This window comes from Myceligenerans crystallogenes, assembly GCF_039529775.1.
GTDB lineage: Bacteria > Actinomycetota > Actinomycetes > Actinomycetales > Cellulomonadaceae > Myceligenerans > Myceligenerans crystallogenes.
Map to the genome: position 1 here is coordinate 193,459 of NZ_BAAANL010000001.1, position 26,812 is coordinate 220,270.

At 73.4% G+C, this 26,812-nt stretch carries 20 protein-coding genes; 8 read left to right on the top strand and 12 right to left on the bottom strand.

Annotated features, from left to right (window positions below):
• Positions 1 to 34 precede the first annotated feature (34 nt).
• The 4 genes from rhaI to ABD208_RS00750 are packed head-to-tail and all read left to right on the top strand — an operon-like array spanning position 35 to position 5,955.
• Positions 35 to 1,198, top strand: coding sequence for an L-rhamnose isomerase (gene rhaI / locus ABD208_RS00735; RefSeq protein WP_344098750.1), 1,164 nt, complete (start codon positions 35 to 37; stop codon positions 1,196 to 1,198).
• Positions 1,195 to 2,265, top strand: coding sequence for an alpha/beta hydrolase (locus ABD208_RS00740; RefSeq protein ID WP_344098751.1), 1,071 nt, complete (start codon positions 1,195 to 1,197; stop codon positions 2,263 to 2,265). Before rhaI ends, ABD208_RS00740 begins: the two co-directional genes overlap by 4 nt.
• Position 2,266: 1 nt before the next feature.
• Positions 2,267 to 4,369, top strand: coding sequence for a bifunctional aldolase/short-chain dehydrogenase (locus ABD208_RS00745; protein WP_344098752.1), 2,103 nt, complete (start codon positions 2,267 to 2,269; stop codon positions 4,367 to 4,369).
• Positions 4,366 to 5,955 (top strand): rhamnulokinase, encoded by a 1,590-nt coding sequence (locus ABD208_RS00750; RefSeq protein ID WP_344098753.1) that lies wholly within the window; start codon positions 4,366 to 4,368, stop codon positions 5,953 to 5,955. Before ABD208_RS00745 ends, ABD208_RS00750 begins: the two co-directional genes overlap by 4 nt.
• Positions 5,956 to 5,972: 17 nt before the next feature.
• Here ABD208_RS00750 and ABD208_RS00755 read toward each other — a convergent pair whose 3' ends face one another.
• Together ABD208_RS00755 and ABD208_RS00760 are read right to left on the bottom strand one after the other, a co-directional pair.
• Complete coding sequence (locus ABD208_RS00755) at positions 5,973 to 6,866, bottom strand: hypothetical protein (RefSeq protein WP_344098754.1); 894 nt, start codon at positions 6,864 to 6,866, stop codon at positions 5,973 to 5,975.
• A gap of 79 nt (positions 6,867 to 6,945) precedes the next feature.
• Positions 6,946 to 8,835, bottom strand: a complete 1,890-nt coding sequence (locus tag ABD208_RS00760; protein WP_344098755.1) for a heparinase II/III domain-containing protein — start codon at positions 8,833 to 8,835, stop codon at positions 6,946 to 6,948.
• Between the two features lie 150 nt (positions 8,836 to 8,985).
• On the opposite strand from ABD208_RS00760, the gene ABD208_RS00765 reads away from it, so the two are divergent.
• The gene (locus ABD208_RS00765) at positions 8,986 to 10,203 is read left to right on the top strand and encodes a sulfotransferase family protein (RefSeq protein WP_344098756.1); all 1,218 of its coding nucleotides are present in this window, start codon (positions 8,986 to 8,988) and stop codon (positions 10,201 to 10,203) included.
• A gap of 147 nt (positions 10,204 to 10,350) precedes the next feature.
• On the opposite strand, the gene ABD208_RS00770 is transcribed toward ABD208_RS00765, so the two are convergent.
• The 9 genes from ABD208_RS00770 to ABD208_RS00810 form a co-directional block, all read right to left on the bottom strand.
• Positions 10,351 to 11,334 (bottom strand): sugar phosphate isomerase/epimerase family protein, encoded by a 984-nt coding sequence (locus tag ABD208_RS00770; protein WP_344098757.1) that lies wholly within the window; start codon positions 11,332 to 11,334, stop codon positions 10,351 to 10,353.
• A complete protein-coding gene (locus ABD208_RS00775; protein WP_425561049.1) occupies positions 11,331 to 12,695 on the bottom strand; it encodes a dihydrodipicolinate synthase family protein in 1,365 nt (454 codons plus the stop codon). Before ABD208_RS00775 ends, ABD208_RS00770 begins: the two co-directional genes overlap by 4 nt.
• Before the next feature lie 329 nt (positions 12,696 to 13,024).
• A complete protein-coding gene (locus tag ABD208_RS00780) occupies positions 13,025 to 14,179 on the bottom strand; it encodes a Gfo/Idh/MocA family protein (RefSeq protein WP_344098758.1) in 1,155 nt (384 codons plus the stop codon).
• Between the two features lie 186 nt (positions 14,180 to 14,365).
• Positions 14,366 to 15,478: a LacI family DNA-binding transcriptional regulator gene (locus tag ABD208_RS00785; RefSeq protein WP_344098759.1), complete on the bottom strand. Its 1,113-nt coding sequence runs from the start codon at positions 15,476 to 15,478 to the stop codon at positions 14,366 to 14,368.
• Positions 15,479 to 15,604: 126 nt separating this feature from the next.
• Positions 15,605 to 16,744 carry a glycosyltransferase gene (locus ABD208_RS00790; protein WP_344098760.1) on the bottom strand — a complete coding sequence of 380 codons (1,140 nt, stop codon included), beginning with the start codon at positions 16,742 to 16,744 and terminating at the stop codon, positions 15,605 to 15,607.
• Between the two features lie 173 nt (positions 16,745 to 16,917).
• Positions 16,918 to 17,580: an ATP-binding protein gene (locus ABD208_RS00795; protein WP_344098761.1), complete on the bottom strand. Its 663-nt coding sequence runs from the start codon at positions 17,578 to 17,580 to the stop codon at positions 16,918 to 16,920.
• Positions 17,581 to 17,779: 199 nt separating this feature from the next.
• On the bottom strand, positions 17,780 to 18,472 hold the full coding sequence (locus tag ABD208_RS00800) for a LutC/YkgG family protein (RefSeq protein ID WP_344098762.1): 693 nt from the start codon (positions 18,470 to 18,472) through the stop codon (positions 17,780 to 17,782).
• Positions 18,469 to 20,037 (bottom strand): LutB/LldF family L-lactate oxidation iron-sulfur protein, encoded by a 1,569-nt coding sequence (locus ABD208_RS00805; RefSeq protein ID WP_425561050.1) that lies wholly within the window; start codon positions 20,035 to 20,037, stop codon positions 18,469 to 18,471. The genes ABD208_RS00800 and ABD208_RS00805 overlap by 4 nt, the downstream gene beginning before the upstream one ends.
• Complete coding sequence (locus ABD208_RS00810) at positions 20,034 to 20,924, bottom strand: (Fe-S)-binding protein (RefSeq protein ID WP_344098763.1); 891 nt, start codon at positions 20,922 to 20,924, stop codon at positions 20,034 to 20,036. The genes ABD208_RS00805 and ABD208_RS00810 overlap by 4 nt, the downstream gene beginning before the upstream one ends.
• A gap of 118 nt (positions 20,925 to 21,042) precedes the next feature.
• Between ABD208_RS00810 and ABD208_RS00815 the strand changes: the two genes are divergently transcribed.
• Both ABD208_RS00815 and ABD208_RS00820 read left to right on the top strand, forming a co-directional pair.
• Positions 21,043 to 21,840 (top strand): FadR/GntR family transcriptional regulator, encoded by a 798-nt coding sequence (locus ABD208_RS00815; protein ID WP_344098764.1) that lies wholly within the window; start codon positions 21,043 to 21,045, stop codon positions 21,838 to 21,840.
• A 99-nt stretch (positions 21,841 to 21,939) separates the two neighbouring features.
• On the top strand, positions 21,940 to 23,361 hold the full coding sequence (locus ABD208_RS00820) for a Gfo/Idh/MocA family protein (protein WP_344098765.1): 1,422 nt from the start codon (positions 21,940 to 21,942) through the stop codon (positions 23,359 to 23,361).
• Between the two features lie 416 nt (positions 23,362 to 23,777).
• On the opposite strand, the gene ABD208_RS00825 is transcribed toward ABD208_RS00820, so the two are convergent.
• Positions 23,778 to 25,034, bottom strand: a complete 1,257-nt coding sequence (locus tag ABD208_RS00825; protein WP_344098766.1) for a hypothetical protein — start codon at positions 25,032 to 25,034, stop codon at positions 23,778 to 23,780.
• Positions 25,035 to 25,305: 271 nt separating this feature from the next.
• Between ABD208_RS00825 and ABD208_RS00830 the strand changes: the two genes are divergently transcribed.
• Entirely contained in the window at positions 25,306 to 26,790 is a 1,485-nt protein-coding gene (locus tag ABD208_RS00830) for a pectate lyase family protein (protein ID WP_344098768.1), read from the top strand.
• The last annotated feature ends 22 nt before the right edge of the window (positions 26,791 to 26,812 follow it).

Here is a 26,812-nt window from a genome sequence, read left to right on the forward strand (position 1 = left end):
CCGCGCGATGTCGCGCGAGAAGGGAGCCGTGCCGATGACGCCCGACAACGCCAAGGCGGCACTCCGTGACCAGACCATCGAGCTGCCGTCCTGGGCTTTCGGGAACTCCGGTACCCGGTTCAAGGTGTTCGGTCAGCCGGGTGTCCCGCGCGATCCCTACGAGAAGCTCGCCGACGCCGCCCAGGTGCACCGGTACACCGGCATCGCGCCGCGGGTCTCCCTGCACATCCCGTGGGACCTGGTCGAGGATTTCACCGACCTCTCCCGGCACGCCGCTGACCTGGGCGTGACCATCGGCATGATCAACTCGAACGTCTTCCAGGACGACGAGTACATGCTCGGCTCGCTCTGCAACCCGGACGCCGGCGTCCGCCGCAAGGCGATCGACCACCACCTGCGGTGCATCGACGTCATGCGCGCCACCGGCTCCAAGGACCTCAAGGTCTGGCTCGCCGACGGCCTCAACTACCCGGGCCAGGACTCGATCCGCGGCCGCCAGGACCGCCTGGCCGAAGGGCTCGCCGAGATCTATGCGGGCCTCGACGAGGACCAGCACATGGTGCTGGAGTACAAGTTCTTCGAGCCCGCCTTCTACGCCACCGATGTCCCGGACTGGGGCACGTCGCTGCTGCACTGCATGGCGCTCGGCGACCGCGCCGACGTCGTCCTCGACACCGGCCATCACGCGCCCGGCACGAACATCGAGTTCATCGTCGCGCAGCTGCTGCGCCAGGGCCGCCTCGGCGCCTTCGACTTCAACAGCCGCTTCTACGCCGACGACGACCTCATGGTGGGCGCCGCCGACCCGTTCCAGCTCTTCCGGATCATGCACGAGATCGTTTCAGCCGGGGCCCTCGCCCCGGACTCCGGCGTCAACTTCATGCTCGACCAGTGCCACAACATCGAGCCGAAGATCCCCGGCCAGATCCGCTCGGTCATGAACGTGCAGGAGGCCACGGCCAAGGCGCTGCTGGTCGACGCCGACGCGCTGGCCGCGGCCCAGCAGGCGGGCGACGTGCTCGGCGCGAACGCCGTCCTCATGGACGCCTACAACACGGACACCCGCCCCCTCCTGGCGGAGCTCCGCGAGGAGCAGGGCCTCGACCCGAACCCGATGGCGGCCTTCGCCGCCTCGGGCTACGCGGAGAAGATCGCCGCCGAGCGGGTGGGCGGCGCCCAGGCGGGGTGGGGCGCGTGACAGCGGTCTCCGGGCCGACGACGGTCGCGGGCGCGCAGCGCGTCCCGCGCGGCCAGGTCCTGGTGACCGATCACGTGGTGAACGGGCCGCACGGCGAGCTCCGGATCCGGGTGTACGAGCCGGCGCCCGCCGCCGCGCGGGTCGCCGGGCTGGTCTGGTGCCACGGCGGCGCGTTCATGCACGGCGACCTGGAGATGGCCGAGTCCGACTGGGTCGCCCGCGAGCTCGCGGCCCGTGGCGTCGTCGTCGCGAGCGTCGGGTACCGCCTGGCGCCGGCGTTCGACTACCGGGACGGGACGCCGCCCGCCGACCCGCAGCCGGGCCGGGTCCGTTTCCCCGTCCCGCACGACGAGGTCACCTTCGCGTTCGGCTGGGCGGCCGGCCGGTTCGGCGTCGAGGCCGGCCGATGGTCCCTCGGTGGCACGAGCGCGGGCGGCAATCTCGCCGGCGGGGCCGCCCTCCGCCTCCGTGACGTCGCCCTCGGCAGGGCGGCCGCGGCGGACGGCACTGCCTCGGGACCGGGGGCCCAGCCGCGCAGCGTGGTGCTGGTCTATCCCGTGGCGCACTACGAGCTCCCGGCACCCTCGCGAGAACTGGCCGAGAAGGCCGGGCTGCTCGAGGCGGAGGCGAACTTCCGGGACGCGCAGATGCTCGCCATCAACGACAACTACCTGGGCCACCCCGGGCCGTCGTCGTCCCCCTACGCCTTTCCCGGCGGTCAGGACCTGCGGGGCCTGCCCCCGCACCTCGTGCTGAACTCCGACAGCGACGCCCTGCGCTCGTCCGGCCAGGCGTACGCCGCCGAGCTCGCGGCGGCCGGGGTGGACGTGTACCTCGTCCGGGAGGACGGCACGCGGCACGGCCACCTCAACCAGCCCGGTACCCCGGGCGCGGCACGCAGCATCGCGCGCATCGCCACCTGGCTCACCGCGGACGCCCTGATCGGCACGGCCCACGAGCCGTCGCCCGCGCCCGACGACGTCGTCCTCGCCTCGCCGCCCGCGGCCGGCCCACCTCCCGAGACCACCCCCGACGACTCCCCGCAGCACACGAGGAAGCAGAGCTGAGATGACACCTGCGAACAACCCGGCCGTCGACGCGCTCGTCGCGCGGTCGAACCGCCTGGGCTCCGACCCGCGCGTCACCAACTTCGCCGGCGGCAACACGTCCGCCAAGGGCATCGACAAGGACCCGGTCACCGGGACCGACGTCGAGCTGCTGTGGGTCAAGGGCTCCGGCGGCGACCTCGGCACGCTGCGGGCCGAGGGCCTGGCCGTGCTGCGGCTCGACCGGATGCGCGCCATGACCGACACCTACCCCGGCGTCGACCGCGAGGACGAGATGGTCCCCGCCTTCGACTACGCCCTGCACGGCAAGGGCGGCGCCGCGCCGTCGATCGACACCGCCATGCACGGCCTGGTCGACGCCGCCCACGTCGACCACCTGCACCCCGACGCGGGCATCGCGGTCGCCGCGGCGGCCGACGGCGAGGCGCTGACCGCCGAGATCTTCGGCGACGAGGTCGTCTGGGTGCCGTGGCGCCGCCCCGGGTTCCAGCTCGGCCTCGACATCGCCGAGATCAAGGCGAGGAACCCGCAGGCCATCGGGTGCATCCTGGGCGGGCACGGGATCACGGCCTGGGGCGACACGTCCGAGGAGACCGAGGAGCGCTCGCTCACGATCATCCGGAAGGCCGAGGAGTTCATCGCGGCCAGGACCGCGGCGCTCGCGGAGCAGGGCGCGCACCCGTTCGGCGCCGTCCGTCCCGGTTACGAGGCGCTGCCCGACGACGCCGCCCGCCCCGAACCCCGTGCCCGCCGCGCCAAGGCGGCCCGGCTCGCCCCGGTGATCCGTGGCATCGCCTCGACCGACGCGCCGCAGGTGGGCCACTTCGACGACTCCGACGTCGTCCTCGACTTCCTCTCCCGCGAGAAGCTCGCGCCCCTCGCGGACCTCGGTACGTCCTGCCCGGACCATTTCCTGCGCACCAAGGTCAAGCCGCTGGTCGTGGACCTGCCGGCGGACGCGCCCGTGGACGACGTCGTCGCCCGGCTGCACGAGCTGCACGCCGCGTACCGCGAGGACTACGCGGGCTACTACGAGCGAGGCGCCGCGGCGGCGCGCGAGCGCGGCGAGGAGCCGCCCGCGATGCGCGGCGCGGACCCGCTGGTCGTGCTCGTCCCGGGCGTCGGCATGTTCTCGTTCGGGCGGAACAAGCAGACCGCGCGCGTGGCCGGCGAGTTCTACGTCAACGCGATCAACGTGATGCGCGGCTCCGAGGCGATCTCCGCGTACGCGCCGATCGACGAGTCCGAGAAGTTCCGCATCGAGTACTGGGCGCTGGAGGAGGCCAAGCTCCGGCGGATGCCGGCGCCGAAGCCGCTCGCGACGCGCGTCGCGCTGGTGACGGGCGCGGCGTCGGGCATCGGGAAGGCGACGGCCGTGCGGCTCGCCGCCGAGGGCGCGTGCGTCGTCATCGCCGACCTGGACCTGGGCAAGGCGCAGGCCGCGGCGGAGGAGCTCGGCGGGCCCGACGTCGCGATCGGCGTGGCCGCCGACGTGACCTCCGCCGAGCAGGTGGCGGCGGCGATCGACGCCGCCGCGCTCGCGTTCGGCGGCGTGGACCTCGTGGTGAACAACGCCGGCCTGTCGATCAGCAAGCCGCTGCTGGAGACCACCGAGGCGGACTGGGACCTGCAGCACGACGTCATGGCCAAGGGTTCGTTCCTCGTCTCCCGCGAGGCGGCCCGCGCGATGATCGCCCAGGGCATGGGCGGCGACATCATCTACATCTCGTCCAAGAACTCCGTGTTCGCGGGCCCGAAGAACATCGCCTACTCCGCCACCAAGGCCGACCAGGCGCACCAGGTGCGGCTGCTCGCGGCCGAGCTCGGTGAGCACGGCATCCGCGTCAACGGCATCAACCCGGACGGCGTCGTGCGCGGCTCCGGGATCTTCGCCGGCGGCTGGGGCGCGAAGCGCGCGGCCGTGTACGGCGTGCCGGAGGAGAAGCTGGGCGAGTACTACGCCCAGCGCACGCTGCTCAAGCGCGAGGTGCTGCCGGACCACGTGGCCGCGGCGGTGTTCGCGCTGGTCGGGCCGGACCTCACCCTCACGACCGGCCTGCACGTCCCCGTCGACTCGGGTGTGGCGACGGCGTTCCTGCGATGAGCGAGGCGTTCGATCCCGCGGCCGGGCCCGGCGCGGCCGGGCCCGCCGGGTTCGTCGCCGTCGATCTCGGCGCGACGTCGGGCAGGGTGATGCTCGGCATCGTGTCCGACGGCGGGGACGCCCCTGTTGGCGGGGTCGAGCTGGTCGAGTGCGGACGGTTCCCGAACGGGCCCGTCGCGTCGGCCGGATCCGGTGGCGACGAACTGCGGTGGGACTTCGAGGCACTGTGGCGCGGGATCCTGGGCGGCCTCCGCGAGGCCGCCCGGGTCGCCGCCGGGCGCGGGGTCGAGGTCCGCGGGATCGGCGTCGACTCCTGGGCCGTCGACCACGGTCTCCTGGACGACGACGGTCGCCTGATCGCCCGGCCCTGGTGCTACCGCGACGGGCGCAACGAGCCGGCCCGGACGCGCGTCTACGAGCGCGTGCCGTTCGCGGAGCACTACGCGGTCACCGGCCTGCAGGACCTGCCGTTCACGTCGGTGTTCCAGCTGGTCGCCGGTGCGGCCGACGACGACTGGCGGCGCGTGGCCCAGGTGCTCCTGATCCCGGACCTCGTCACGTACCGGCTCACGGGCCGCCGCGTGGCCGAGGTGACCAACGCGTCCACGACGGGTCTGGTGGACGCGCGCTCGCGCACCTGGGCGGACCCGCTCATCGCCCGCCTGGCGGCCGGGTTCCCCGAGCTCGGGGACCTGCGGTCGCGGCTGCCGGAGCTGGTGGAGCCCGGCGCCGTCGTCGGGCGTCTCCTGCCGGAGATCCGGGAGGCGACCGGGCTGGGCGACGTGCCGGTGTACGCGGTCGCCTCGCACGACACGGCGTCGGCCGTGGCGGCGGCGCCGCTCGCGGCGGAGCCCGGCGAGCCCGCGCCGGGTGCGGCGCCCCGGGCCGCGGCCTACGTCTCGTCCGGGACCTGGTCCCTGGTGGGGCTGGAGCTGGACGCGCCGGTGCTGACCGACGCGTCGCGCGCCGCGAACTTCACCAACGAGCTGGGCGTCGACGGCACCGTGCGCTACCTGCGCAACGTCATGGGGCTGTGGATCCTCAACGAGTGCGTGCGCGAGTGGTCGGAGGCGGACGTCGCGGCGGGCGGCCCGGCCGTCGACCTCGGGAGCCTGCTCGACGCGGCCGCGGGGGAGCCGGGCGGCCGCTGCCTGCTCGACGTCGAGGGGGAGGAGTTCCTCGCCCCCGGCGACATGGCGGGACGCGTGCGCGCGGCGATCGCGGGGCCGGTCGACGGCGCCGCGGGCGAGGCCGGCGACGTCCCGGACACCCGGCCCGCCCTGGTCAGGGTGATCCTGGACAGCCTCGCGGCCGGCTGCGCCCAGGTGATCGGCAGGGCGGCCGCGCTGGCGGGCGTCGAGGTGACGGCGGTCCACGTCGTCGGCGGCGGCAGCCAGAACGACCTGCTCAACCGCCTGATCGCCGAGGCCACGGGCCTGCCGGTGCACGCGGGTCCCGTCGAGGCCACGGCCCTCGGCAACCTCCTGGTCCAGGCCCGTGCGGCCGGTGCGACGTCGGCCACGATCCGCGACGTCGTCCGCGCGAGCGCGGCCCTGCGCACCTACGCCCCCGCCCCGGCGGTCTAGCCGGTCCGCCCCGGCCGTCAGGACGGGCGGCGCAGCATGATGACGACGCCGCCCGCCGCCGCCGCGAAGCCGGCCAGGAGCACCCAGAGCCAGGTGAGGTCGCCCGCGCGGGGCGGGCTCGTGGTCTCGCCCTCGGCGTGGACGGGCTGGTCCTGGAACGTGTCGAGGATCCCGCTCGCGGCGTCGCCCCGGCTCGCGGGGAGGCCGGGGCTCGGCGAGCCCGAGGCGCTGGGGCTGCTGCTCGCCGTCGGCGACGGGGACGACGACGGCGCGCTGGGCGACGGTGCGGGGGTCGGCGTGGGCGACGGTTCCGGTGCCGGCGACTTCTCGGCCGCGGGGGTGGCGGCGGCGGGCTTCCTGCCGGACCCGGACCCGGGGGCGGCGCCGGGCCGGGAGCCCGCGGTCGCCGTGGGGGAGGGCTCCGCGGTGGGCTCGGCGTCCTGCGGGTCGTCCTGCCCGCCGGACTGCTCCCGCGCCGGAGGCTCCCAGCAGACCGGGCCCGACATCCATTCGCCCCACTCGGCGTTGCCCAGGCGCAGCCAGGAGATGCAGTAGCCGTCCGGGAACTGCGCCGGCGCCTCGGTGAAGGCGGCCCAGCCGGCCCTCCGCTCGGCGTCGGTCAGCTCGCGGCCGAACCAGACCGCCTGGTCGCTCCGCGGCGGACGCGCGGTGTACTCGAGCCGCGCGCCGTCGCCGACCCGGTCGCCGTCGAAGGCGACGCCGTCGGAGCGGACCCGCAGCCAGGTGCGGTCGTCCCGCTCGCCGAGCACGGTGACGGAGATCTCCGGCAGGAGGATCGTCTCGCGGGCCGCCGCGGGTGCCTCGGGGGCGCCGGGGCCGGCGCCGATGACGAGGAGGCTCGCCACGGCCGCGGCGAGCCCGGCGAGTCGCACCGCCGCCCTTCGGCTCATGACGCGTGATCCTAGTGGATTTCCGTCGGGACGACGTTTCCCGAGTTTCTTCCGGAGATATCGGATTCTGCTTTCCGGATCAGCCGAGCCCGAAGAAAGTCTTGAACGTGCCGGAAGCATTGTTCCGGCGGGCGATCAAGGAAAGCCTGGTCAATTTTTCACCCCAGACCGCGGCGAGTTCGTCGTCGTCGATCTCGCGCACGTCGAGCGCCGCGCCGGCCGCGGCCGGGTCCCAGGAGATCCGCAGCGCGCGGACCTCGGCGTCGGCCCGCCCGGCGGCATGCCGCACGACGGCGCCGCCGCCGTCCGCGTCGAGCGCGACGTCCCCGGCGAGCAGCCAGTGCCAGGCGGTGGGCTCGTCGCCGGACGCCGCCTCCCACTCGTCGGTGACGGTGACCGTCTCCGCCGCGCGGTCGAGGACGACGCCCCTGCGCCAGCCGGCGAGGCCGTCGACGTCGTAGGCCCCGGCGATGTCCAGCCGCGCCCGCCACACCTCGCCCGGGGTGACCTCCATGTCCCGCGCCGCGAACCGCGCGCCCGCGGACTGCTCCGCGCCCCGGATCACGGGGACGTTGTGCCAGGCCGACCGCATCGGCCAGCGCTCGTAGCGCGTCTCGCCGAAGGTCCCGGCGACGTACCGCGGCTTCCCGGCGTCCACCACCACGGGGACGCCGTCGAGCGCGACCAGCACCTCGCCCACGTCGTTGTGGTTGTGGTTCTCGCCGTTGTGGCCGCCCTTGACGAACACCGCGAGGCCCGCGGCGGTGCCCGCCCGCGAGCGGGCCAGCGCCACCTGCGTCTTCGGCAGCCACACCTCGCCCGCCAGCGGGGGAGCGGCGTCGCCGGGCAGGCTTGCCCACTCGTCGTCGGCCAGCATCAGCACCGCGCGGGAGAGCGTGACGCGCTCGTCCCAGAGGATCTCCGGGAAGCGACGGTACGAGGCGGCGTGCCGGGCGGCGTCGTCGTCCCCGGCGCGCCGCGCCCAGGAGTGCACGACGTTCCACGGCCACGTCCAGATCGGCCGCGCGGGGCTGTCGGCGACGCCGACGTACCAGTCGCCGCCGAGATGCATCCGGTGCGGGAACGCGACGACCTGCCGGATCGTCCCGGCGCGGCGCTCCGCGATGTCCGACGCCGCCGCGGTCTCCGCGGATTCCCGGGCGTCGTGCTCCGGGCGCCGTCCCGGGTCCTGCCCGTCGTACCAGTCGAGGAGGTCCTGGGCCTCCAGCGCGCGGGCCGCGCCCTGCCACCAGTAGTGGTAGCCCTCGTCGATGCCGCCGTCGGCCGGGAGGGAGTCCCAGTAGGCGGCGATGCCCTGCTCGACGAGGCCGACGACGTGCCGGCGCCGGGCGGCGTCGGGCTCCAGCACGAGCGCGGCCGGGAGGATGTTGCCGTGGATCCACGCGGACCAGTTCATCGGCGGCCGGTCGATGCCGAGCCAGAACCAGTCGCGCCGCCGCGTGAACGGGTCCAGCACGCGCCGTCGTACCTCGTGCCGCACGCGGGCGCGCACGCCGGGGGCGCGGTCGTCGAGGGCCGGGCCGAGCAGGTGGTCCACCCAGGCGAGCTGCGCGGCGACCTCCCCGGCGCCGAGATCCAGGCACGGGTCGGTGACGTCCGGGACCACCCAGCCGTTGCGGGCGTTGGTGTGGTCGTGGGCGGCCCAGCACCAGGTGGACTGCTCGCACAGGAGGACGACGCCGTCGGCCGCCTCGTCGAGGTAGCGCTCGTCCGTGGTGTGCAGCGCGGCGAGGGTGGCGTAGGTGAGCCGGTGCTGCCGGGCGACGACCCCGCCCTCGTAGTCCTTGCGGTCGCCGTCGCGCCAGTACCGGGCGAACTGCGAGGCGCGGGCCTCGGGCCACGGCGTGCCGAGGGCGGCGTCGGCCTTGTCGAGCGCCGGGCGGAGCGCGGCCCCGATCCGCTCCGAACCCCAGAACGCGCGGTCCACGATGTCGCCTACGGGAAGCATGCGGAAAGCCCCTTCCAAGTCGCCTGACAGCACACTACGCACTTCGTGCGGGCGACCGGAAGTCGGCGGACAGATCCTAGGATCTACCGGGATATCGTGAGATTCTTCGCGAGCGCTCCAGGCGAACCCCTACCCCGGACAAGGAACCTCATGAAACGCACCTCTCGTACCGCCAGCGTCCTGAACACCCTCGTCAGGCCCCTTGTCAAGGGTCCCGAGGATCCGGCCGGGGCCTGGGCCAAGGCCTGCGCCGAGGCCGAGGAGGAGATCGGGTACCGCGACCCCGCCTTCACCGAGGGCTTCCGGGTCCTGCTGGAGAGCTCGGCCGCCCAGCCGAACCTCGCTCCGCTGGGCTGGGTCTTCACCCTCGGCGAGCTCACGACGCGGTACACCAACCGCCTGCGGGTGCTGAAGGTCCTGACCGAGCACCCCGAGGTCGCCGACGAGCCGATCAAGGCGCCGGTCTTCGTCTGCGGGCTGCCCCGCACGGCGACCACGCTGACGCACCGCGTCCTGGCGATGGCGCCTGCCCACCGGGGCCCGCTCAGCTGGGAGATGAAGAACATCGGGCTCGCCGAACCCGGGGTCGAGAAGAAGATGATCGCGTCGGTCAACCAGGAGAGCCGGATCACCGGCGTGCTCATCCCCGCGCTCGCGCACCAGCACCCCTCGGGGCCCACCGTCCCCGAGGAGTCGATGATGGTGCTCCCGCACGGCCTGTACTGGGAGGTGCTGCACGGTGACCTGCCGGGATACCGCGCCTGGCTCCGCGAGCACGACATGGTCCCCGACTACGTCTACCTCAAGCAGGCGTTGCAGGTGCTCCAGCACGGGCGGCCGCGCAAGCGCTGGATCCTGAAGTACCCGGGCCACGTGGCGGAGATGGCCCAGGCCCGCGAGGTCTTCCCCGACGCGACGTTCGTGTGGACGCACCGCGACCCGACGACGGTCATCGGCTCGGCGTGCAGCCTCTCCGAGACCCTGTGGGGCCTGTACCAGACGAGCCCCGATCTGGCGGCGATCGGCCGGAAGAACATGGACATCTTCTCGACCTGGATCGAGCAGGGCCTGGAGTCACGCCTGTCCCTGCCGGCGTCGGCCATCGTGGACGTGCCGTACCACCGGCTCAGCGCGGACCCGTACGCCGAGGTGCCGCGGCTCTACCAGGCGATCGGCGCGAGGTGGACCGTCGACGACGAGGCGAACCTGGCCGCCGTCCTGGCCAAGCCGAAGAAGGCCCGCCCGCACCGGTACGAGCTCGCGCGGTACGGCCTCGACGAGGTCGAGGTCGCCCGGAGGTTCGAGACCTACACCCGCCTCCTGGACCACATCGACGAGCGCGAGGCGCCGCCGGTGACCGACTTCTGATCCCGGCGGTACGGCCGGGGAGGACATCGGGAGCTGCCTCCGAGCAACACATCGACGTTCTCCCCGGCCGTCACGCCCGGCGCGGCACGGGGCCCTGCCTCGGGGCCGGCCGGACGGCCGGCGGCCCCGCGCCGCGGGTCCTGTGGGTCAGAGATGCGGGTGCACGTGCTCCGCGTAGCGGGACATGACCGTGGCCGGCGTGTCCGGCGCGGCCCAGATCTCCTCGTTGAAGATCTCCGTCTCCACGTAACCGCGGTAGCCCGCGTCGCGGACCCAGCGCGTGATCGCGGGGAAGTCGATGTACCCGTCACCCACGTGCCCGCGCGAGTTCAGCGGTTCCGCCGCGAGCGGCAGGATCCAGTCGCACACCTGGTACGACGCGATCCGCCCCGCGGCCCCCGCCCGCGCGATCTGCTCGCGCAGCTGTGGGTCCCACCACACGTGATAGGTGTCGACGACGACGCCGACCTCGCTCGCCGCGAACGGCTCCGCCAGGTCGAGCGCCTGACCCAACGTGGAGATCACGGCCCGGTCCGCCGCGAAGATCGGGTGCAGCGGCTCCAGGACGATCCGGACGCCGTGCTCGGCCGCGAACGGCACGAGGTCCGCGATCCGGTCCGCGACCCGGGCGCGCGTCGCGACCAGGTCCCGGTCCTCCGGCCCGGCGTCGGCCCGCGGCCCGGCGCCCGGCGCCGACACCGCCGGCAGCCCGCCCACCACGAAGATCAGCTCGGGCGCCCCGATGGCCGCGGCCTCCTCGACGGCCCGCTTGTTGTCCTCCAGCGCCGCGGCGATCCCGGCGTCGTCCCGCGCGGTGAGGAACCCGCCGCGGCACAGCGACGACGCCACGAGCCCGGCGTCGGCGATGATCGACGCCGCCTTCGCGGCGCCCACCTCCTGCACGCGGTCGCGCCACGGCCCGACCGCCCCGAACCCGGCGGCGGCCGCCGCCTCGCACGCCTCGGCGAGCGTCGCGTGCTTGATCGTCGCGGTGTTCAGCGAGGCCCGGCGCAGGCCGGTCGGGAAGCCGATGCCCGACGACGGCGCGGGCGCGCCGGCCGGCTCCGGCGAGCCGTTGCCGGGCTGAGCCGATGCGCTGCCGGGCGACGACGTCTGGTTCTGCGAACTCATGCTTCCACCCCGTTCACGGCCAGGAACGACGCCATCCGGCGGACCGCCAGCTCCGGGTCCAGCAGCATGCCGCAGCCGTCCGCGAGCCGGAACAGCTCGGTCAGGTGCCGCACCGAGCGGCCGGAGTGCAGGCCGCCCACCAGCGAGAACGCGGGCTGGAAGCCGTTGAGCCAGGACAGGAACGCGATCCCGGTCTTGTAGTAGTACGTGGGCGCCTCGAAGATCTTGCGGCCGAGCGGCTCGGTCGCCGCCAGGATCTCGTGGGCCCGCCGCGCGGCCGACAGGTCCCCCGCAGCGGCGGCGTCGAACGCCTGGAGCGCCGTGGAGGCCGCCGGGTAGATCGCCGCGAAGATGCCGAGCAGGGCGTCGGAGTGGCCCTGGTCGTCGCCCGCGATGAGCTCGGGGTAGTTGAAGTCGTCGCCGGTGTAGAGGCGGGGCCGGGCCGGCCGGGTGCTGCCTTCCGCGGACGCTGCCGTGGGACCGAGAGCACCGTCGTGCGCCGGAGCGGCTGCCTCCGACGCGGTGACGCCGAAGCCGGACGGCATCGCGACCGGCTCCAGGGCGGCGAGGGCGCGGCGCAGGCCGACCTCGTGCCCGGCGTCGAGCAGGGAGACCTTGACGCCGTCGATCCTTGGCTGGTGGGCCTTGACGAGGTCGAGGAACACGCCGGTCGCGGCGTCGACGGAGCGGGAGCCCCAGTAGCCCTCGAGGGCCGGGTCGAACATCGTGCCCAGCCAGTGCAGCACGACCGGCTGGTCGGCCTCCGCCAGGACGTCGTCGTACACGGCGGCGTAGTCCTCGGGGCCGCGCGCGACCTTGGCGAGCGCGCGCGACGCCATGACGATGACCTGCGCCCCGGCGTCCTGCACCACGTTCACCTGCTCGCGGTACGCGTCCGTGACGGCCTTCAGGCCGGTCTCGCCGGGCTCCAGGGCCGCGACGGCGTCCGGCGTGAGCTGGTCCGTGCCGGCGCCGCACGCGATGCGGGCGGCGTGGCCCGCCTTGGACGACTCGCGGAACGCCTGGGCGTCGGCGGCGGAGCGCCGTACGAGCTCCTGCGTGGCGGCCCAGTCCAGGCCCATGCCGCGCTGGGCGGTGTCCATGGCGTCGGCGACACCGAGGCCGTAGGACCAGATGCGGTTGCGGTAGGCGAGCGTGCTGTCCCAGTCGACGGACGCCGGGGCGCCCGGGACGTTCTCGGCGCCGGGATGCGGCACGACGTGCGCGGCGGCAAAGGCGACGCGGCTGGTCAGCGGCTTTCCGGGGAGGGTCCAGGGGCCCGGCCCGCCGAGGTCCAGGGTCTCGGTGCCCGCCGGCGCCCCGGCGTCGTGGAACACCGGAAGAGTGATTCTGCTGCTCACGAGGAGTCCTTTCAGGAGGTGGCCGGCGGCTGCTCGGCGGCCGGGCGGCGCTGGTTCGTCGATCCGTGGTCGAGAGGTCGGCAGGTCGTCGGCTGAGGTCGGCCAGTTGCCGAGTGGTCGGCAAGTTGTCGGCCGCGGTCGGTCCGATGTCGAGAAATCGGCTCCTCGGGCGGCCGACCGCACTGACATTGGACCGACTGCTCGACCTTCGGCCGACCGCTCGACCTTCGGCCGACTGCTCGACCTTCGGCCGACTGCTCGACCTTCGGCCGACTGCTCGACAGCCGGTCGGCTGCCCTGCAGCGGGCCGATCATCGGCTGCAGGCAGGTCAGAGGGTGATCTCCGGGATCTCCACGCGGCGGCCTTCGGCGTTGCTCCGCAGGCCCAGCTCGGCGAGCTGGACGCCGCGGGCGGCCGATAGGAGGTCGAAGCGGTGCGGGCGCCCGGCGACGACGTCGCGCAGGAACTCCTCCCACTGCAGCTTGAAACCGTTGTCCAGTTCGGCGTTGGCGGGAACCTCCATCCACTGGTCGCGGAACGACTCCGTGACCGGCAGGTCCGGGTTCCACACCGGCTTGGGCGTGTGGGCGCGCTGCTGCGCGACGCACTTGTTCAGGCCGGCGACCGCGGAGCCGTGCGTGCCGTCGACCTGGAACTCGACCAGCTCGTCGCGGTAGACGCGCACCGCCCAGGAGGAGTTGATCTGCGCGATGACGTCGTCGCCGCCCGGGGTCTCCAGCTCGAAGATGCCGTAGGCGGCGTCGTCGGCGGTGGCGGTGTACTCCTTGCCCTGCTCGTCCCAGCGGGTGGGGATGTGCGTGGCGGTCTTGGAGGTGACCGACCTGACCTTGCCGACGATGCCCTCCATGACGTAATTCCAGTGGCAGTACATGTCGGTGGTCATGGAGCCGCCGTCCTCGCGGCGGTAGTTCCACGACGGGCGCTGCGCGGCCTGGATGTCGCCCTCGAACACCCAGTAGCCGAACTCGCCCCGCAGCGACAGGATGCGGCCGAAGAAGCCCTCGTCCACGAGCCGGCGCAGCTTGACGAGGCCGGGCAGGTAGAGCTTGTCGTGCACGACGCCGACGGTCACGCCGGTCTCCTCGCGCAGGCGGGCCAGCTCGATCGCCTCCTCGAGCGACTCCGCGGTCGGCTTCTCGGTGAAGACGTGCTTGCCCTGCTTCATCGCCTTGGCCAGCGTGGCCGGGCGCAGGTTCGTCATGGCGGCGTCGAAGACGATGTCGGCGTCGGCGATGGCGCCGTCGAGGTCCGTCGTGAAGTGCTCGACGTCGTGCTTCGCCGCGAGCTCCTTCAGCTTGTCGATGTTCCGGCCGACCAGGACGGGCTCGACCTGCACGCGTGAGCCGTCGGCCAGGGTGACGCCACCCTGCTCGCGGATCGGCAGGATCGAGCGCAGCAGGTGCTGGCGGTAGCCCATGCGGCCGGTCACGCCGTTCATGGCGATGCGCAGGGTGCGTGTCATCGGGACTCCTTCGTCGTGCTGGGACGGTGCGTGCTGGGCACCGTGGAATGCGCTTTCCCACAGAGTACGCAAGCGACGGAGCAGATGGCAACCACGGAGGCGGGGAGGCTCGGGACCCCACCGCGGGACGGGGTCCCGACGGCGGACGCTCCTACGGCGCCGGGGGCCTCTCCGCCGAAGGAGCCCTTACGGCGCGGGAGGGGTGGAGGCGCGCAGCCGGATCTCGCCGTGGACCGTGATCGAGCGGGACGACGTCGCCTCCAGGCCGTCGGAGGCGCCGTCGCCGGACGCGCGGTCCAGGCTGGTCGGGATGCCGAGCGCCAGGCGGGTGGCGGCCTCGCCGATCCGTTCCAGGGCGATGTGGACCGTGGTGAGCTCCGGGGTCACGTCGCGCAGGGTGGGGATGTCGTCGAAGCCCGCGACGGCGACGTCGTCCGGCACGCTCATCCCGGCGTGCCGGACCGCCGCCATCGCGCCGACCGCCATGACGTCGTTCACCGCGAACACCAGGTCCGGCAGGTCGCCGTGCGCGCCGGCGGCGAGCCGTTCCATCGCGGCGTAGCCCCCGTCGCGGGTGAACTCGCCCGCCACGACGTCGTCGTCCCGGACCTCCCCGCCGAGGCTCCGGATCATGTCGCGGAACCCCGCGGTGCGGTCCGACGCCGTCCGCAGGGCGGGCGGCCCGGACAGGATGCCGAACCGGCGGTAGCCCAGGCCGTGCAGCTCGCGCGCGAGCGCCGCCGCGCCGCCGGCGTTGTCGATCTCGACGACGGGGAGCGTGCCGATGGCCTGCCCGATCGTCGCGACGCCGCCGCCGGACTCCTGGAAGGCGGTCAGGGTCTCCTGCAGGTTCCCGCCGGTGAGGGCCGACGTCGCCGGGCCGGCCCCCGCGTCGTCGGACACGACGCGGCTGCCCGCGAGGATGACCGCGCGGCCGCGCTGCCGCCGGACCAGGTCGACGAAGCCGAGCTCGCGCTCCGGGTGCTGCTCCGTGGAGGAGAGTGTCACGATGAGGCCTTCGGCCTCGGCGGCGCGGGAGACGCCCGACGCGATCGCGGAGAAGTACGGGTCGGCGATGTCGTGCACCACGAGGCCGAGCGCGGCGGTGCGGCCGCGGGCCATCGCCTGCGCGCTCGGGTCGGGGACGTAGCCCAGGGCCTCCGCGGCCGCCAGGACGCGTTCGCGAAGTTCGGGACGCACGGTGCGGGTCGCGCTCCCGTTGATCGCGCGGGACGCGGTGGCGAGCGAGACGCCCGCTTCGCGGGCGACGCGGCTGAGGGTGACAGGGCCGTCGGGCATGGGGTCATCCTGCCGCAAAGTGCACGACGGCGTCCGGGGGCCCGCCATACAGGGGCGAGCGGCCGTGATCCGACGCACCGGAGGGGTCCCGGGTGCGCCGGGTCACGGCCGCTCTGGCGGTCCGGGTCAGGCGGCCAGCAGGCGGATGCCCGCGTCGCGGTGGACGCGTTCGATGACCCGGGTGTAGCCCGCGAGCATGCGGACGTGGCTGAACCGGGGGCGGACGCTGTCGCGGGCCCGGCGCAGTTCCTCGCGGCGGGCGGCCGCCTCGATCCACGTCGCGGCGATCTCGGCGGGGTCGAACGACGTCACGAACCCGATCCGGGACACGATGGACGGCGCGTCGCCGATCGGCGTCGTGACGGGGACGGCCCCGCACATCGCACCCTCGATGAGGCACAGCGGTGCCGCCTCGCCGAACGCGGAGGTGAGCGCGACGACGTCGGCCGCCGCGTAGAGCCGTTCCATGTCCAGCCGGACGCCGAGCAGGTGCACGCGGCCGAGCAGGTCGGGGCGGTCGCCGAAGATCTGCTCGATGTCGGCCGCGAGGGCCGGGTTGTGGGCGCTCATGCCGGCGCCGCACATGAGCACGGCGCCCTGCGGGTCCGCGGCCAGGAACTCCCGTGCCGACCTCAGGAACAGCTCGGGGTTCTTCATGGCGTCGTACCGCGCGGCGTACACGACGGCGTTGTCGTCCGCGCCGAGCCCGAGCGCGCCGCGCAGCGCGAGGCGGCGGGCGCCGCGCACCGGACGGAACCGGACCAGGTTGATGCCGTTCGGGATGACGTGCAGGAGCTCGGCGGGCACGCCGGCCGCGAGGTAGGCGTCCCGGGTGGACTCCGCGCAGCAGACGGCGGCCGCGAGGCGGCCGTTGGCGGCGGAGTCGAGCAGGTCGTCGAGGGCGTGGCCCGAGTGCTCCGGGTCCGACCTGTGCAGGCACGCGACCACCGGGCGGTCGGGGAACGCCGGATGGTTCACGAGCCGGAGCGGCTGCTCCTTGAGGGAGAGGATGACGCCCGCTGCGCGCGCCTCGCGCGTCGCCACCGCCATCTCGGCCTCGGTGAAGTCACGGGGGTCGTGGTTGCCCGCGGTGCTGCGGCCCAGCGACGCGACGCGCACGCCGACGCCGACCAGGGACTGGTACCGCGGGTCCTCCTCCATGCGCTGGAGGGTGGCCTCCCGCTCGACCTCGGAGTAGAGGCTGAGCACGGAGTGCTTCTGGTGCCCGGCCTGGTGCAGCCCGGTCACGACCGTGGAGTGGAGCACACGTGCGCCTCCACTGAAAAAGCCCTCGTAGAGTGAGAGCACACGAGATCCGTTGGTCTGGATCATATCCACCACCTCCTTTTGCGGGCAGGCGGAAGGCGGCGCCTACCGCCCGGCATTCACAGCGTGCGGTGACAACATGTGAATCGTGTGACGCCTTCGTTACGGGAAGGTCACTTCTTCTTGACCAGATCGCGAGCCTGCCGCCGCAGCACGATCTCGGCCCGGGTACGTCCCAGCGGGCGGCAGCCTGCCGCCGCCCAGCGCCTGATCAGCCGGGGTTCGGCGCGGTAGAGCGCCACGCCCCGGCGGAGCAGGGTACCCAGTGGTTTACGCGACTCGGCGACGTCGCGCAAGAGCCGGAACCAGAACGTCACGAGCCGGGGCCTGGCCAGGCAGATCGCGTCGGCGAGGAAGCCCTCGGCCCGGCACGCGGCCACCAGCTCGGCGGCGAACACGCCCTCCGCGATCACCAGCGGCGCGCCGCCCGTGTCGAGGACATGGGTGCCGGTGCGCAGCGACGTCGGGATGTCGTAGACGGGCAGGACGGTGCGGCCCGTGGCCGCGATCTCGCGGAGCGCCGCCAGGGCGGCGGCGTCGTCCCAGCTGGCCGGGTCGTCCCAGTCGACGCTGCCGAAGGCGCGCGGCAGGCCGGGGTGGTCGATGTCCCGGTAGAAGTCGTCGAGCTCGACGACGGGAAGGCCCAGACGCCGCGTCAGCGAGGACTTCCCCGACCCTGACGGCCCCGTGAGCAGCACGATCATCGCCCGCGGCCGGCGCGCGCCGGGCGGCACGTCGAAGAGCGTCAGGTCGGTCGGCGTGGCGAGGTCGGTCACGAGAACCCATTGTCCCGCACACTCCGGCCGCCGGCCCCCGGGCGCCGGCGGCGGCCGTGCCGAGGGTGAGTGCCAGCAGGACGGCGACGGCGCGCCGGGAACGAGGTGTCGTGGGCATGGACCTCACCGTAGGAACGCCCGGGGGCGCGGGGACTGCGGGATCCCGCAGCATCGCGTGCGGAGGTCCCGCGAGGTCGGTTCAGGAGACCAGCACCACGTGCAGCGTCCGGGGGCCGTGCACCCCCTCCACGCGGTCGAGCTCGATGTCGCTGGTGGCGCTGGGGCCGCTGATCCAGGTCAGGGGCCGGGCCGGGTGACCCGCGAGGAGGCGCACCGCTTCCGGGACGGTCTGTACCACCTGGTCCGCGCGGATCACGCACACGTGCACGTCCGGTACCAGGGAGATCGCGCGCCGCCCCTGGCCGGGCTCGCCGTCCAGCACGATGGTGCCGGTCTCGGCGATCGCGACGCGCGCGGCCGTCACCACGACGTCCGTCCGTTCCAGGTCCGACGCCGGGAGCGGTTGCCCGGGGGCGTCCGTGACCACCTGGACCCCGGCGGGCAGCCCGGCCAGCCAGGCCGCGTCGAGGCCGTGCGGGACGACGACCGCGGACACGTCGCCGCGCGATCCCGTCTCCGCCGCGTCGCCGGCGAGCGGCAGCTCGGTCACGAGGCGCGCGACGGTCGCGGCGATCTCGTCGCCGGCGACCCGATGCACCCGTGCCTTGTAGTCCGCGAGCCGGTCGACCAGCAGCTCCAGCGCCCCGGCCGATCCCGGTTCCCACTGGCCGGCGGAGCGGTACCCGCGAGGAACGGGGCCCTGTGTCGCCGGTGACCCGGAACCCAGTGCCTCGCGGATCCGGTTCAGCACCTCCGTGCGTGCGTCCGTCATCGTTCCTCCTCGGTTCCGGTCCCGGGCTCGGGCTTGGCCTCGGTCCCGGGCTCGGTCCCTGACCCGGCCTCGGTGCCGGCGGCCTTCTCGTGGTCCGCCCACCAGCCGTGAAACGTCTGCTTCGGCGGGCGCGGCAGGTCCCGGGAGTCCGTCCAGGCGGCGCCCGGCCCGGGCAGCCGCGTGATCGTGCCGTCCTTCCCGGCCAGCACCCGGCCCGCGCGCCCGAGCCCCGCGGCCCGGCGGAACCGGGCGCCGTCGGACATCACCGTCGCCGCGGCCTTCATGGCCGCGCCCCAGCCCTTGCCGGCGTGACCCGACTCGACCTCGCGTGCGCGCAGGTCCACCAGGATGGACGGGATGTCGATCTTGACCGGGCACACCTCGTAGCATGCGCCGCACAGCGTGGACGCGTACGGCAGGTCGGAGGGCTCGCCCGTGAGCTGCGGGGTGAGGATGGCGCCGATCGGGCCGGGGTAGACCGAGCCGTACGCGTGCCCGCCGACGCGCTCGTACACCGGGCACACGTTGAGGCAGGCCGAGCAGCGGATGCAGTGCAGCGCCGACCGGCCGGCCTCGTCCGCGAGCACGCGGGTGCGGCCGTTGTCGAGCAGGATCAGGTGGAACTCCTGCGGGCCGTCGCCGGGCGTCACGCCCGTCCACATCGAGGTGTACGGGTTCATCCGCTCGCCGGTGGAGCTCCGCGGCAGGAGCTGCAGGAACACCTCCAGGTCCTGGAACCGCGGGATCAGCTTCTCGATCCCCATCACCGTGATCAGCGTCTCGGGCAGGGTGAGGCACATCCGCCCGTTGCCCTCGGACTCCACCACGGACAGCGTCCCGGTCTCCGCGACCCCGAAGTTCGCCCCGCTCACCGCGACCTTCGCCGACAGGAACTTGCGCCGCAGGTGGGCCCGGGCGGCCATCGCGAGCTCGCGGGGCACGTCGGAGAGGTCCGGTGGCGCGTCGCCCATCCGCGCGGTGAAGATGTCCCGGATCTCCGCGCGGTTGCGGTGGATGGCGGGCACGAGGATGTGCGACGGCATGTCCCCGGCGAGCTGCACGATCAGCTCGGCGAGGTCCGTCTCGGTGGCGTGGATGCCCTCTTCCTCGAGCGCCTCGTTGAGCCCGATCTCCTGCGTGGCCATGGACTTCACCTTGACCACCTCGGTGGCGCCCTTCGCCTGGACGAGGTCCGCGACGATCCGGTTCGCCTCCGCGGCGTCCCGCGCCCAGTGGACGACGCCGCCCCGCGCGGTCACGTTGCGCTCCAGCTCCTGCAGCAGCTCGGGCAGGTTGTCCATGACCTGAGTCTTCAGCGCGGACCCGGCGTCGCGCAGCGCCTCCCAGTCCGGTACCTCGCCGACCACGGCGGCCCGCTTGGCCCGGATGGTGGCGGTGGCGTGCCCGAGATTCCGCCGCAGCTGCTCGTTCCCCAGCTCCCGCCGGGCCGCGTCGGGGAACGACGGCCCCCACCGCAGGGGGTCCGCGGGCGTGGGCATGCCGAGGAAGGTCACGTTGCCGGCCTTCGCGTCCGACGACGACGTCCGGGCGGGCCGCGCGTTCATCGTGCCACCTCCGTGGTGTGCCGGCTGCCGCCGGCCTGCTCGTGCGCGCCGGTCCCGGGAAGCGACCGCCCTCGCCTGCCGCCGGGGTCCGGGTCCGACCAGGGCATCTCGTGCGTGGACGCCAGGATCTCCGCGAGGTGCACCGTGCGGACGGGCGGCACCCCGCGACCGTCGTCGGCCGTCGTGCCCGAACGGCACGACCGCGACAGGCCGCCGCCGATGTGCATGAGGCACGAGTAGTCGCCCGCGGTGAGGTATCCGGCGCCGGTGCTCTCGACGGCGCGGACCTTGTCCGCGAGCATCGCCGCCGACGTGTCCGCGTTCTTCACCGCGAACGTCCCGCCGAAGCCGCAGCAGCCCTCCGCGCCGGGCAGCTCGGCGAGATCGATGCCCTCGACCGCGCGCAGCAGCCGCAGCGGGCGGTCGCCCACGCCGAGCATGCGCAGCGAGTGGCAGGTGGGGTGGTAGGTGACGCGGTGGGGGAACCAGGCGCCGACGTCGGTCACGCCGAGCACGTCGATCAGCAGCTCGGACAGCTCGTACGTGCGGGCGGCGACGGCGGTCGCGGTGCGGGCCTCGGCGCCGAGGCCCGCGCGGTCGAGCACCATCGCCTGCTGGTGCCGGATCGAGCCGGTGCAGGATCCGGAGGGGACGACGACGGCGTCCCACTCGCCGTCGGCCACGGGCGCGAACGCGCGCACGTGGTTGCGGATCACGGGCACGGCCTCGCGCTGGTAGCCGGTGTTGACGTGCATCTGGCCGCAGCAGGCCTGCCCGGCGGGGACGACGACGGTGTGCCCCAGGCGCTCCAGCAGGCGGACGACGGCGGTGGGCGCCTGGGGGAACATCGCGTCACCGAGGCAGGTGGCGGCGAGGGCGATCCGCATCGAGTGAATCCTTTCAACCGGCGAAGCGTCGCGTGGGGTGCTGCGCTGGCGCCAACCGTACCCCATTGTGGTTTGACCACACCAGCTGTGGTACGACCACAGGGGTACCGTGGAGCCCATGCGAACGCATGAGCGGGTACTCGCGCAGATCGAGGCCGACCTCGGGGCCGGGCGGTGGGGCCTCGGCGAACGCCTGCCGGGGGAACGGGTGCTCGCGGAGGAACTGGGGGTGTCGCGGCCGTCCGTGCGCGAGGCGATCCGGATCCTGGAGGCGGCCGGCATCCTGCGGACGGCGGTCGGGTCCGGGCCGACGGCGGGCGCCGTCGTGATCGACCGGCCCGCGGCCGGGCTCGGCATGGCGGTGCGGCTGCACGTGGCGTCGGGGACGCTGCCGCTGAAGGACGTGGTGGCGACCCGGGTGCTGCTGGAGACCTGGATGATGCGGGCCGCGGCGGACCGGTTCCGGGCGGGCGAACTGGGCGACGAGGCGCTGAAACGGGCGCGCGAGCTGGTGGACGCGATGGAGGAGCCCGGGCTGGGCCCGGACGAGTTCGTGGCCCGTGACCAGGAGTTCCACCTGGAGTTCGCGAGGATCGCGGGCAACCAGGTGGTCGAGGCGTTCATGCTCGGCCTGCGCGGCGCGGTCCAGCGCTACGTCGCCGAGGGCGTCTCCCGCATGCCGCGCTGGACGACGACGTCGGCCCGGCTGGGCAGCGAGCACACCGGTCTGCTGGAGGCCGTCTCGGTCGGCGACGGGGTGACGGCCGCGCGCCTCGTGCGCGAGCACATCGAGGAGTTCTACGTGGAGACGGGCCTGGCGCGAGACCCGGCGGCCGCCGTCTCCGGCCCGGGCCCGGCTGCCGCGGTCTCCGACACGGGCCCCGCGGCCCCGGGCCGGGAGCCGGGGGAGCTGTAGGTGGTCGCGCGCGTCGGGAAGCGGTTTCCAAAGTGATCGTTCACTCGGTATCGTGTCCGGCGAATCCAGTCCGTCTGGCGACGACCGAGGAGCATCACGATGCCTGAGCAGGCCGGGCCGAAGGCCCCCACCACCGAGCCGATCACCGGTCCGACGCACGCCCCGGCGCCGGTCGACGGGCCGCTGCCCGAGGGCCGCACCCGTTACGCCGTCGTCGGCACCGGACATCGTGCGGCGATGTACGTGGACGCGCTGACCGGCGCGCACGCCGCCGACGGCGAGATCGTCGCGTGGATCGAGCCCAACCCCGTGCGGGCCGCGTTCCACGAGGCGCGCGTCGCGGCCGCGCTCGGCGGGACCCGGCCGGTGTACCCGCCCGAGGACCTGGAGAAGGTCATCGAGACCGAGCGGGTCGACAGGGTCATCGTCACCAGCATCGACAACACGCACGGCGACCTCGTCAGCCGGGCCCTGCGGGCGGGCGCCGACGTCGTCGTCGAGAAGCCCATCGCCGCGCACGCCGACCAGGCGCGCCAGATCGTCGACGCCGTCGCGGAGACCGGCCGCGACCTGATCATGACCTTCAACTACCGGTACTCGCCGCGGAACTCGGCGCTGCGCGAGGTCATCGCGTCGGGCGAGATCGGCCGCGTGCTGTCCGTGCACTTCGACTGGGCCCTGGACACCGTGCACGGCGCGGACTACTTCCGCCGCTGGCACCGCGAGAAGGTCAACAACGGGGGCCTGCTCGTGCACAAGTCCAGCCACCACTTCGACCTGGTCAACTGGTGGATCGACGACGTCCCGCGCCGCGTCTTCGCCACCGGCGGCAGGATGTTCTACGGCGACGACGCCGCCCACGCGGACGGGTACGAGCCGACCGAGACCGAGAAGAAGCTCAACGAGCGCGGGATCGACCCGTGGCAGCTCGACATCACCAAGAACGACTGGCTGTCCGGGTTGTACGGACCGGAGGCGCAGGAGCACGACGGCTACGTCCGCAACCGCTCGGTGTTCGACGCCGGGATCACCACCGAGGACACCCTGAGCCTCGTGGTGGAGTACGGCAGCGGGGCCACGATGACCTACTCGCTCACGGCGCACTCGCCGTGGGAGGGGTACCGGGTCGTGGTGAACGGGACACGCGGGCGGGCCGAGCTCGAGGTGGTGGAGCGCGGGTCCGTGGCGTTCGGCGAGAACGGGGCGGCGATCCTCGACCCGAGCGCGACCGACGTGTTCGACACCGACGAGGTGCGGCCGAAGGGCGAGCGCCTGGTGGTGCAGCGGCACTGGGAGAGGGCGGAGGAGCGCGAGATCGTCGCGGTCGCACGCGGCGGCCACGGCGGCGGCGACACGCTGCTGCTGCGGGACATCTTCGCCCCGGCGGACGAGGCGGACCCGATCGGGCGTGCGGCCGGGTACCTGGACGGCATCCGGGCGTCGGCGGTCGGCTACGCAGGCAACGCCTCCCTGGAGACGGGCAACCCGGTCCTCATCGAAGACCTCGGCCTGGAGGCCTGACCGCACGGCGCCGACGTCCGCCGGTCGCTACCGACGTCGGCCGGTCGCTACCGACGTCGGCCGGCTGCCGTCGACGTCGGCTGGCTGCCGTCGACCTCCGCCGGCTGCCACCGATGTCCGCCGGTCCCCGTCGACCTCCGCCGGCTGCCGTCGACGTCGGTCCCTGTGCGCAGCCACGTGACCCGGCACAACTTGTCCCCTTCAGGCCCTTGAGGCGAGATGTCCGGCAGGCTGTTCTCGCGGATCAGGCGGATATCGCGCGGGTAAACGCTTACTTGCGCGATAACCGCCTGACCCGCGAGAACAGCCTGCGGTGCGACGAGGTTCACTGCGTGACCGCGGCGTCCCTGAACCGGGCGGTGACCAGAAGGGGGACCTTGCGGTGACCAGGCGGGAACCTCGCGGGGCGGCTGATCTCAGCAGACGTTGACGCTCGCGTTGCCGGTGATGTTCCAGTTGATGTTGATGCCGCAGGGGGACTCGCGGACGCTGGTGTTGTCGACGCGGGCCGTGACCGTGACGTCTCTGGTGTTGGGGAACTCGGAGCGGGCCGCGACGCGGACCTCGCCGCCGCCGTTCACCGTGCCGCTGTCGATCCGGTAGTTGTAGCAGTTCTCGATGAGCACGGAGTTGTTGCCGTTGCCCGCCAGGTCGACGGACCTGATCTGGACGCCGCCGGACTCGGAGACGCAGAAGACGCCGCGGCCGCCCCCGCGGGAGATCACCTTGTCCACGATGATGTTGGTGGGGTAGGACCCGTCGCTCATCCGGCCCGCCCGGTTGGCCGTGCGGAAGGTGGCGTAGCCGGTGCCGGTGGCGACGTCGTCGCCGTCGACCGTGCCGATGCGGGCGTTGCGGGTGTTGTTGAGCAGCAGCGCGTTGCCGCCGACGTCACGGCCCGTGACCCGGCCGACCGTCAGGCCGTCGATGTTCCAGGTCTCCACGGCGTCGCTGCCGGCGCCGCGAGCGTAGACGTCGTCGATCACGACGTTGCGGCTGCCGGCGTAGTCGCGCTCGAAGCGGACCGCCATGCCGCCCGACAGGTTGAAGTCGACGTCGCCGATGTGGAAGCCGTTCATGCCGTAGGCGCGGATCCCGAAGTACGGGTTGCCGGTCATGTTCAGGTCCCAGATGGTCACGTTGCTCGCGTCGGTGGCCTCGATGGCGCCGCGGCCGGAGCGGTTGCCGACGTTGATGGTGCCGCAGATCGCGATCGAGGTGTTGCTGGGCAGGTCGATCGTGGACGCCCCGATGGATCCGCTCGCGGGCACGGCGACGTGCTGCTGGGAGGTGCGGTTCGCGTCCAGGTTGTTGATGCCCGCCTGGATCGCCGCGCGGTAGTCACCGCCGGAGTACACCGTGGTGCCGCCCTTGGTCGTCCGGTAGCTCCCGGACGAACCGGTGACCATCGTCGTGCCGGAACTGCAGTCCGCGGCGGCCGCCGGGGCGGAGGACCCGGGGATCAGGCCCGAGGAGGCGACGACGGCGAGCGCCGCGGCGACCGCGACGGCCGCTCCGCCGCCGAGGAGCTTGGTCCGTGCCCTGATGCGGGGACGACGCCGGCCGCGCGCCGCGGCGGTACGAGCCGGACCGGCCTGGGCCACGGTGCTTCCCGGGCCGGCCGGGTCGGTGTCCAGGTCCGCGCGGGCGTGCCGCGCAGGCTTGAGCTGCATGATTCCTCCTGGTGATCGTCATTGATCCAGGCCGGCCGCTGGTGCCAGGCCTGCGTTCGAACAGGGTCCGCGGTCCTGCCGCCGAAGACCCGATTGAATCGTTGCAATACCCGCCCAGGATTGCGCTTTCCTACATCGTTGAGCAAGGGTTGAAACGTTTAGAGATTTCACCCGCCCCGCCCGCTGTACTCGCCCGCCGACCCGTGCCAGAATGAACGAGAAACCGGTTTCTCACCAGGTTTCCCCAGACCATGGCGACGAAGGAGTTCCCATGAAAGACCCTCAGCGACGGCAGCGACGCCGTCGGACAACGATGATCGCGGCGGCCGGCGCCGCCGCGATCGCCTGCGCCGTGGCCGGGACGGCGATCGTCGTCCCGGCGATCGCCACGCCGCTCGCGGGCGGCGAGAGCCGCCACACCAGTGCCGACCTGGGCCGCGACGTGCTGCCCGACGACGACGGCTGGGGCTCGTACCACGGCGTCACGCGCCCCGACGGCATCGAGACCGTGGCCGCGGGCACCACCGGCGGGGCCGCGGCGGCGGACGACGAGGTCCACGCCGTCGACACCTGGGCCGAGCTGCGCGACGCCCTGTCCGGCGGCAACGGCGCCGACCAGGCCGCGGCCCGCGCGAGCACCACCCCGCGCGTCATCTACGTCACCGGCCCGATCGACGCCTTCGAGGCCGCCGACGGCACCACGACCACCTGCGAGGACATCGCCTCCCAGGTCACGGTCCCCGGCACCGGCGCGCCCTTCTCGATGGACGACTACATCGCGCACTTCGACCCGTCCGGCCCGTGGGGCAGGGCCGAGCCCAGCGGCCCGCTCGAGGACGCGCGCCTCGCCGCGCAGGCGGCGCAGGCCGCGCAGACGCAGCAGCACGTCGGCTCGAACGTGACGATCGTCGGCGTGAGCGACGACGCGCGGATCATGGGCGCGAACCTCCGCGTCCGCGGCGCGCACAACGTCATCCTGCGCAACCTCACGTTCTCGGACGCCTACGACTGCTTCCCGCAGTGGGACCCGGCCGACGGCGCGACCGGCAACTGGAACTCCGCGTACGACAACGTCTCCCTGTGGACGGCCACGAGCGTGTGGGTGGACCACTCCACGTTCGACGACGGCGACCACCCGGCCGAGTCGCTGCCCGAGGTGTTCGGCCGCAAGTTCGAGGTGCACGACGGCCTGCTGGACATCACCCACGGCTCCGACCTGGTCACGGTCTCGTGGAACAAGTTCCTGCACCACGACAAGACGATGCTCATCGGCTCCAGCGACTCCCGCGTGCTGGACCGGGGGCAGCACCGGGTGACCCTGCACCACAACTACTGGGAGGACATCGGCCAGCGCGCCCCGCGGGTGCGGTTCGGCGACGTCCACGTCTACAACAACTACTACCGGCAGACCGAGGCCGGGATCTTCAACTACTACTGGGGCGCCGGGATCGAGTCGTCGGTCGTCGCCGAGAACAACGCCGTGCAGCTGGCTCCCGGGGTCGCGGCGGGCCGGATCACCTCGGTCTTCAAGGGCACGATGCTGCGGGCCACGGGTACGCGGGTGAACGGCCACGAGATCGACGTCGTCGGTGCCTACAACGAGACGGCGACGACGCCGCTGTCCCCGGCGGCCCGCTGGACCCCGGCGGACGTCTACCCGTACGAGCTGCACCCGAACCGCGCGGTCCCCCACGTGGTCCCGGCGAACGCGGGCGCGGGCGTCCTCCTCTCGGAGCTCCCCCGCAGCTTGGGGTAGCTCGTCTCCTGGTGAACCCAGG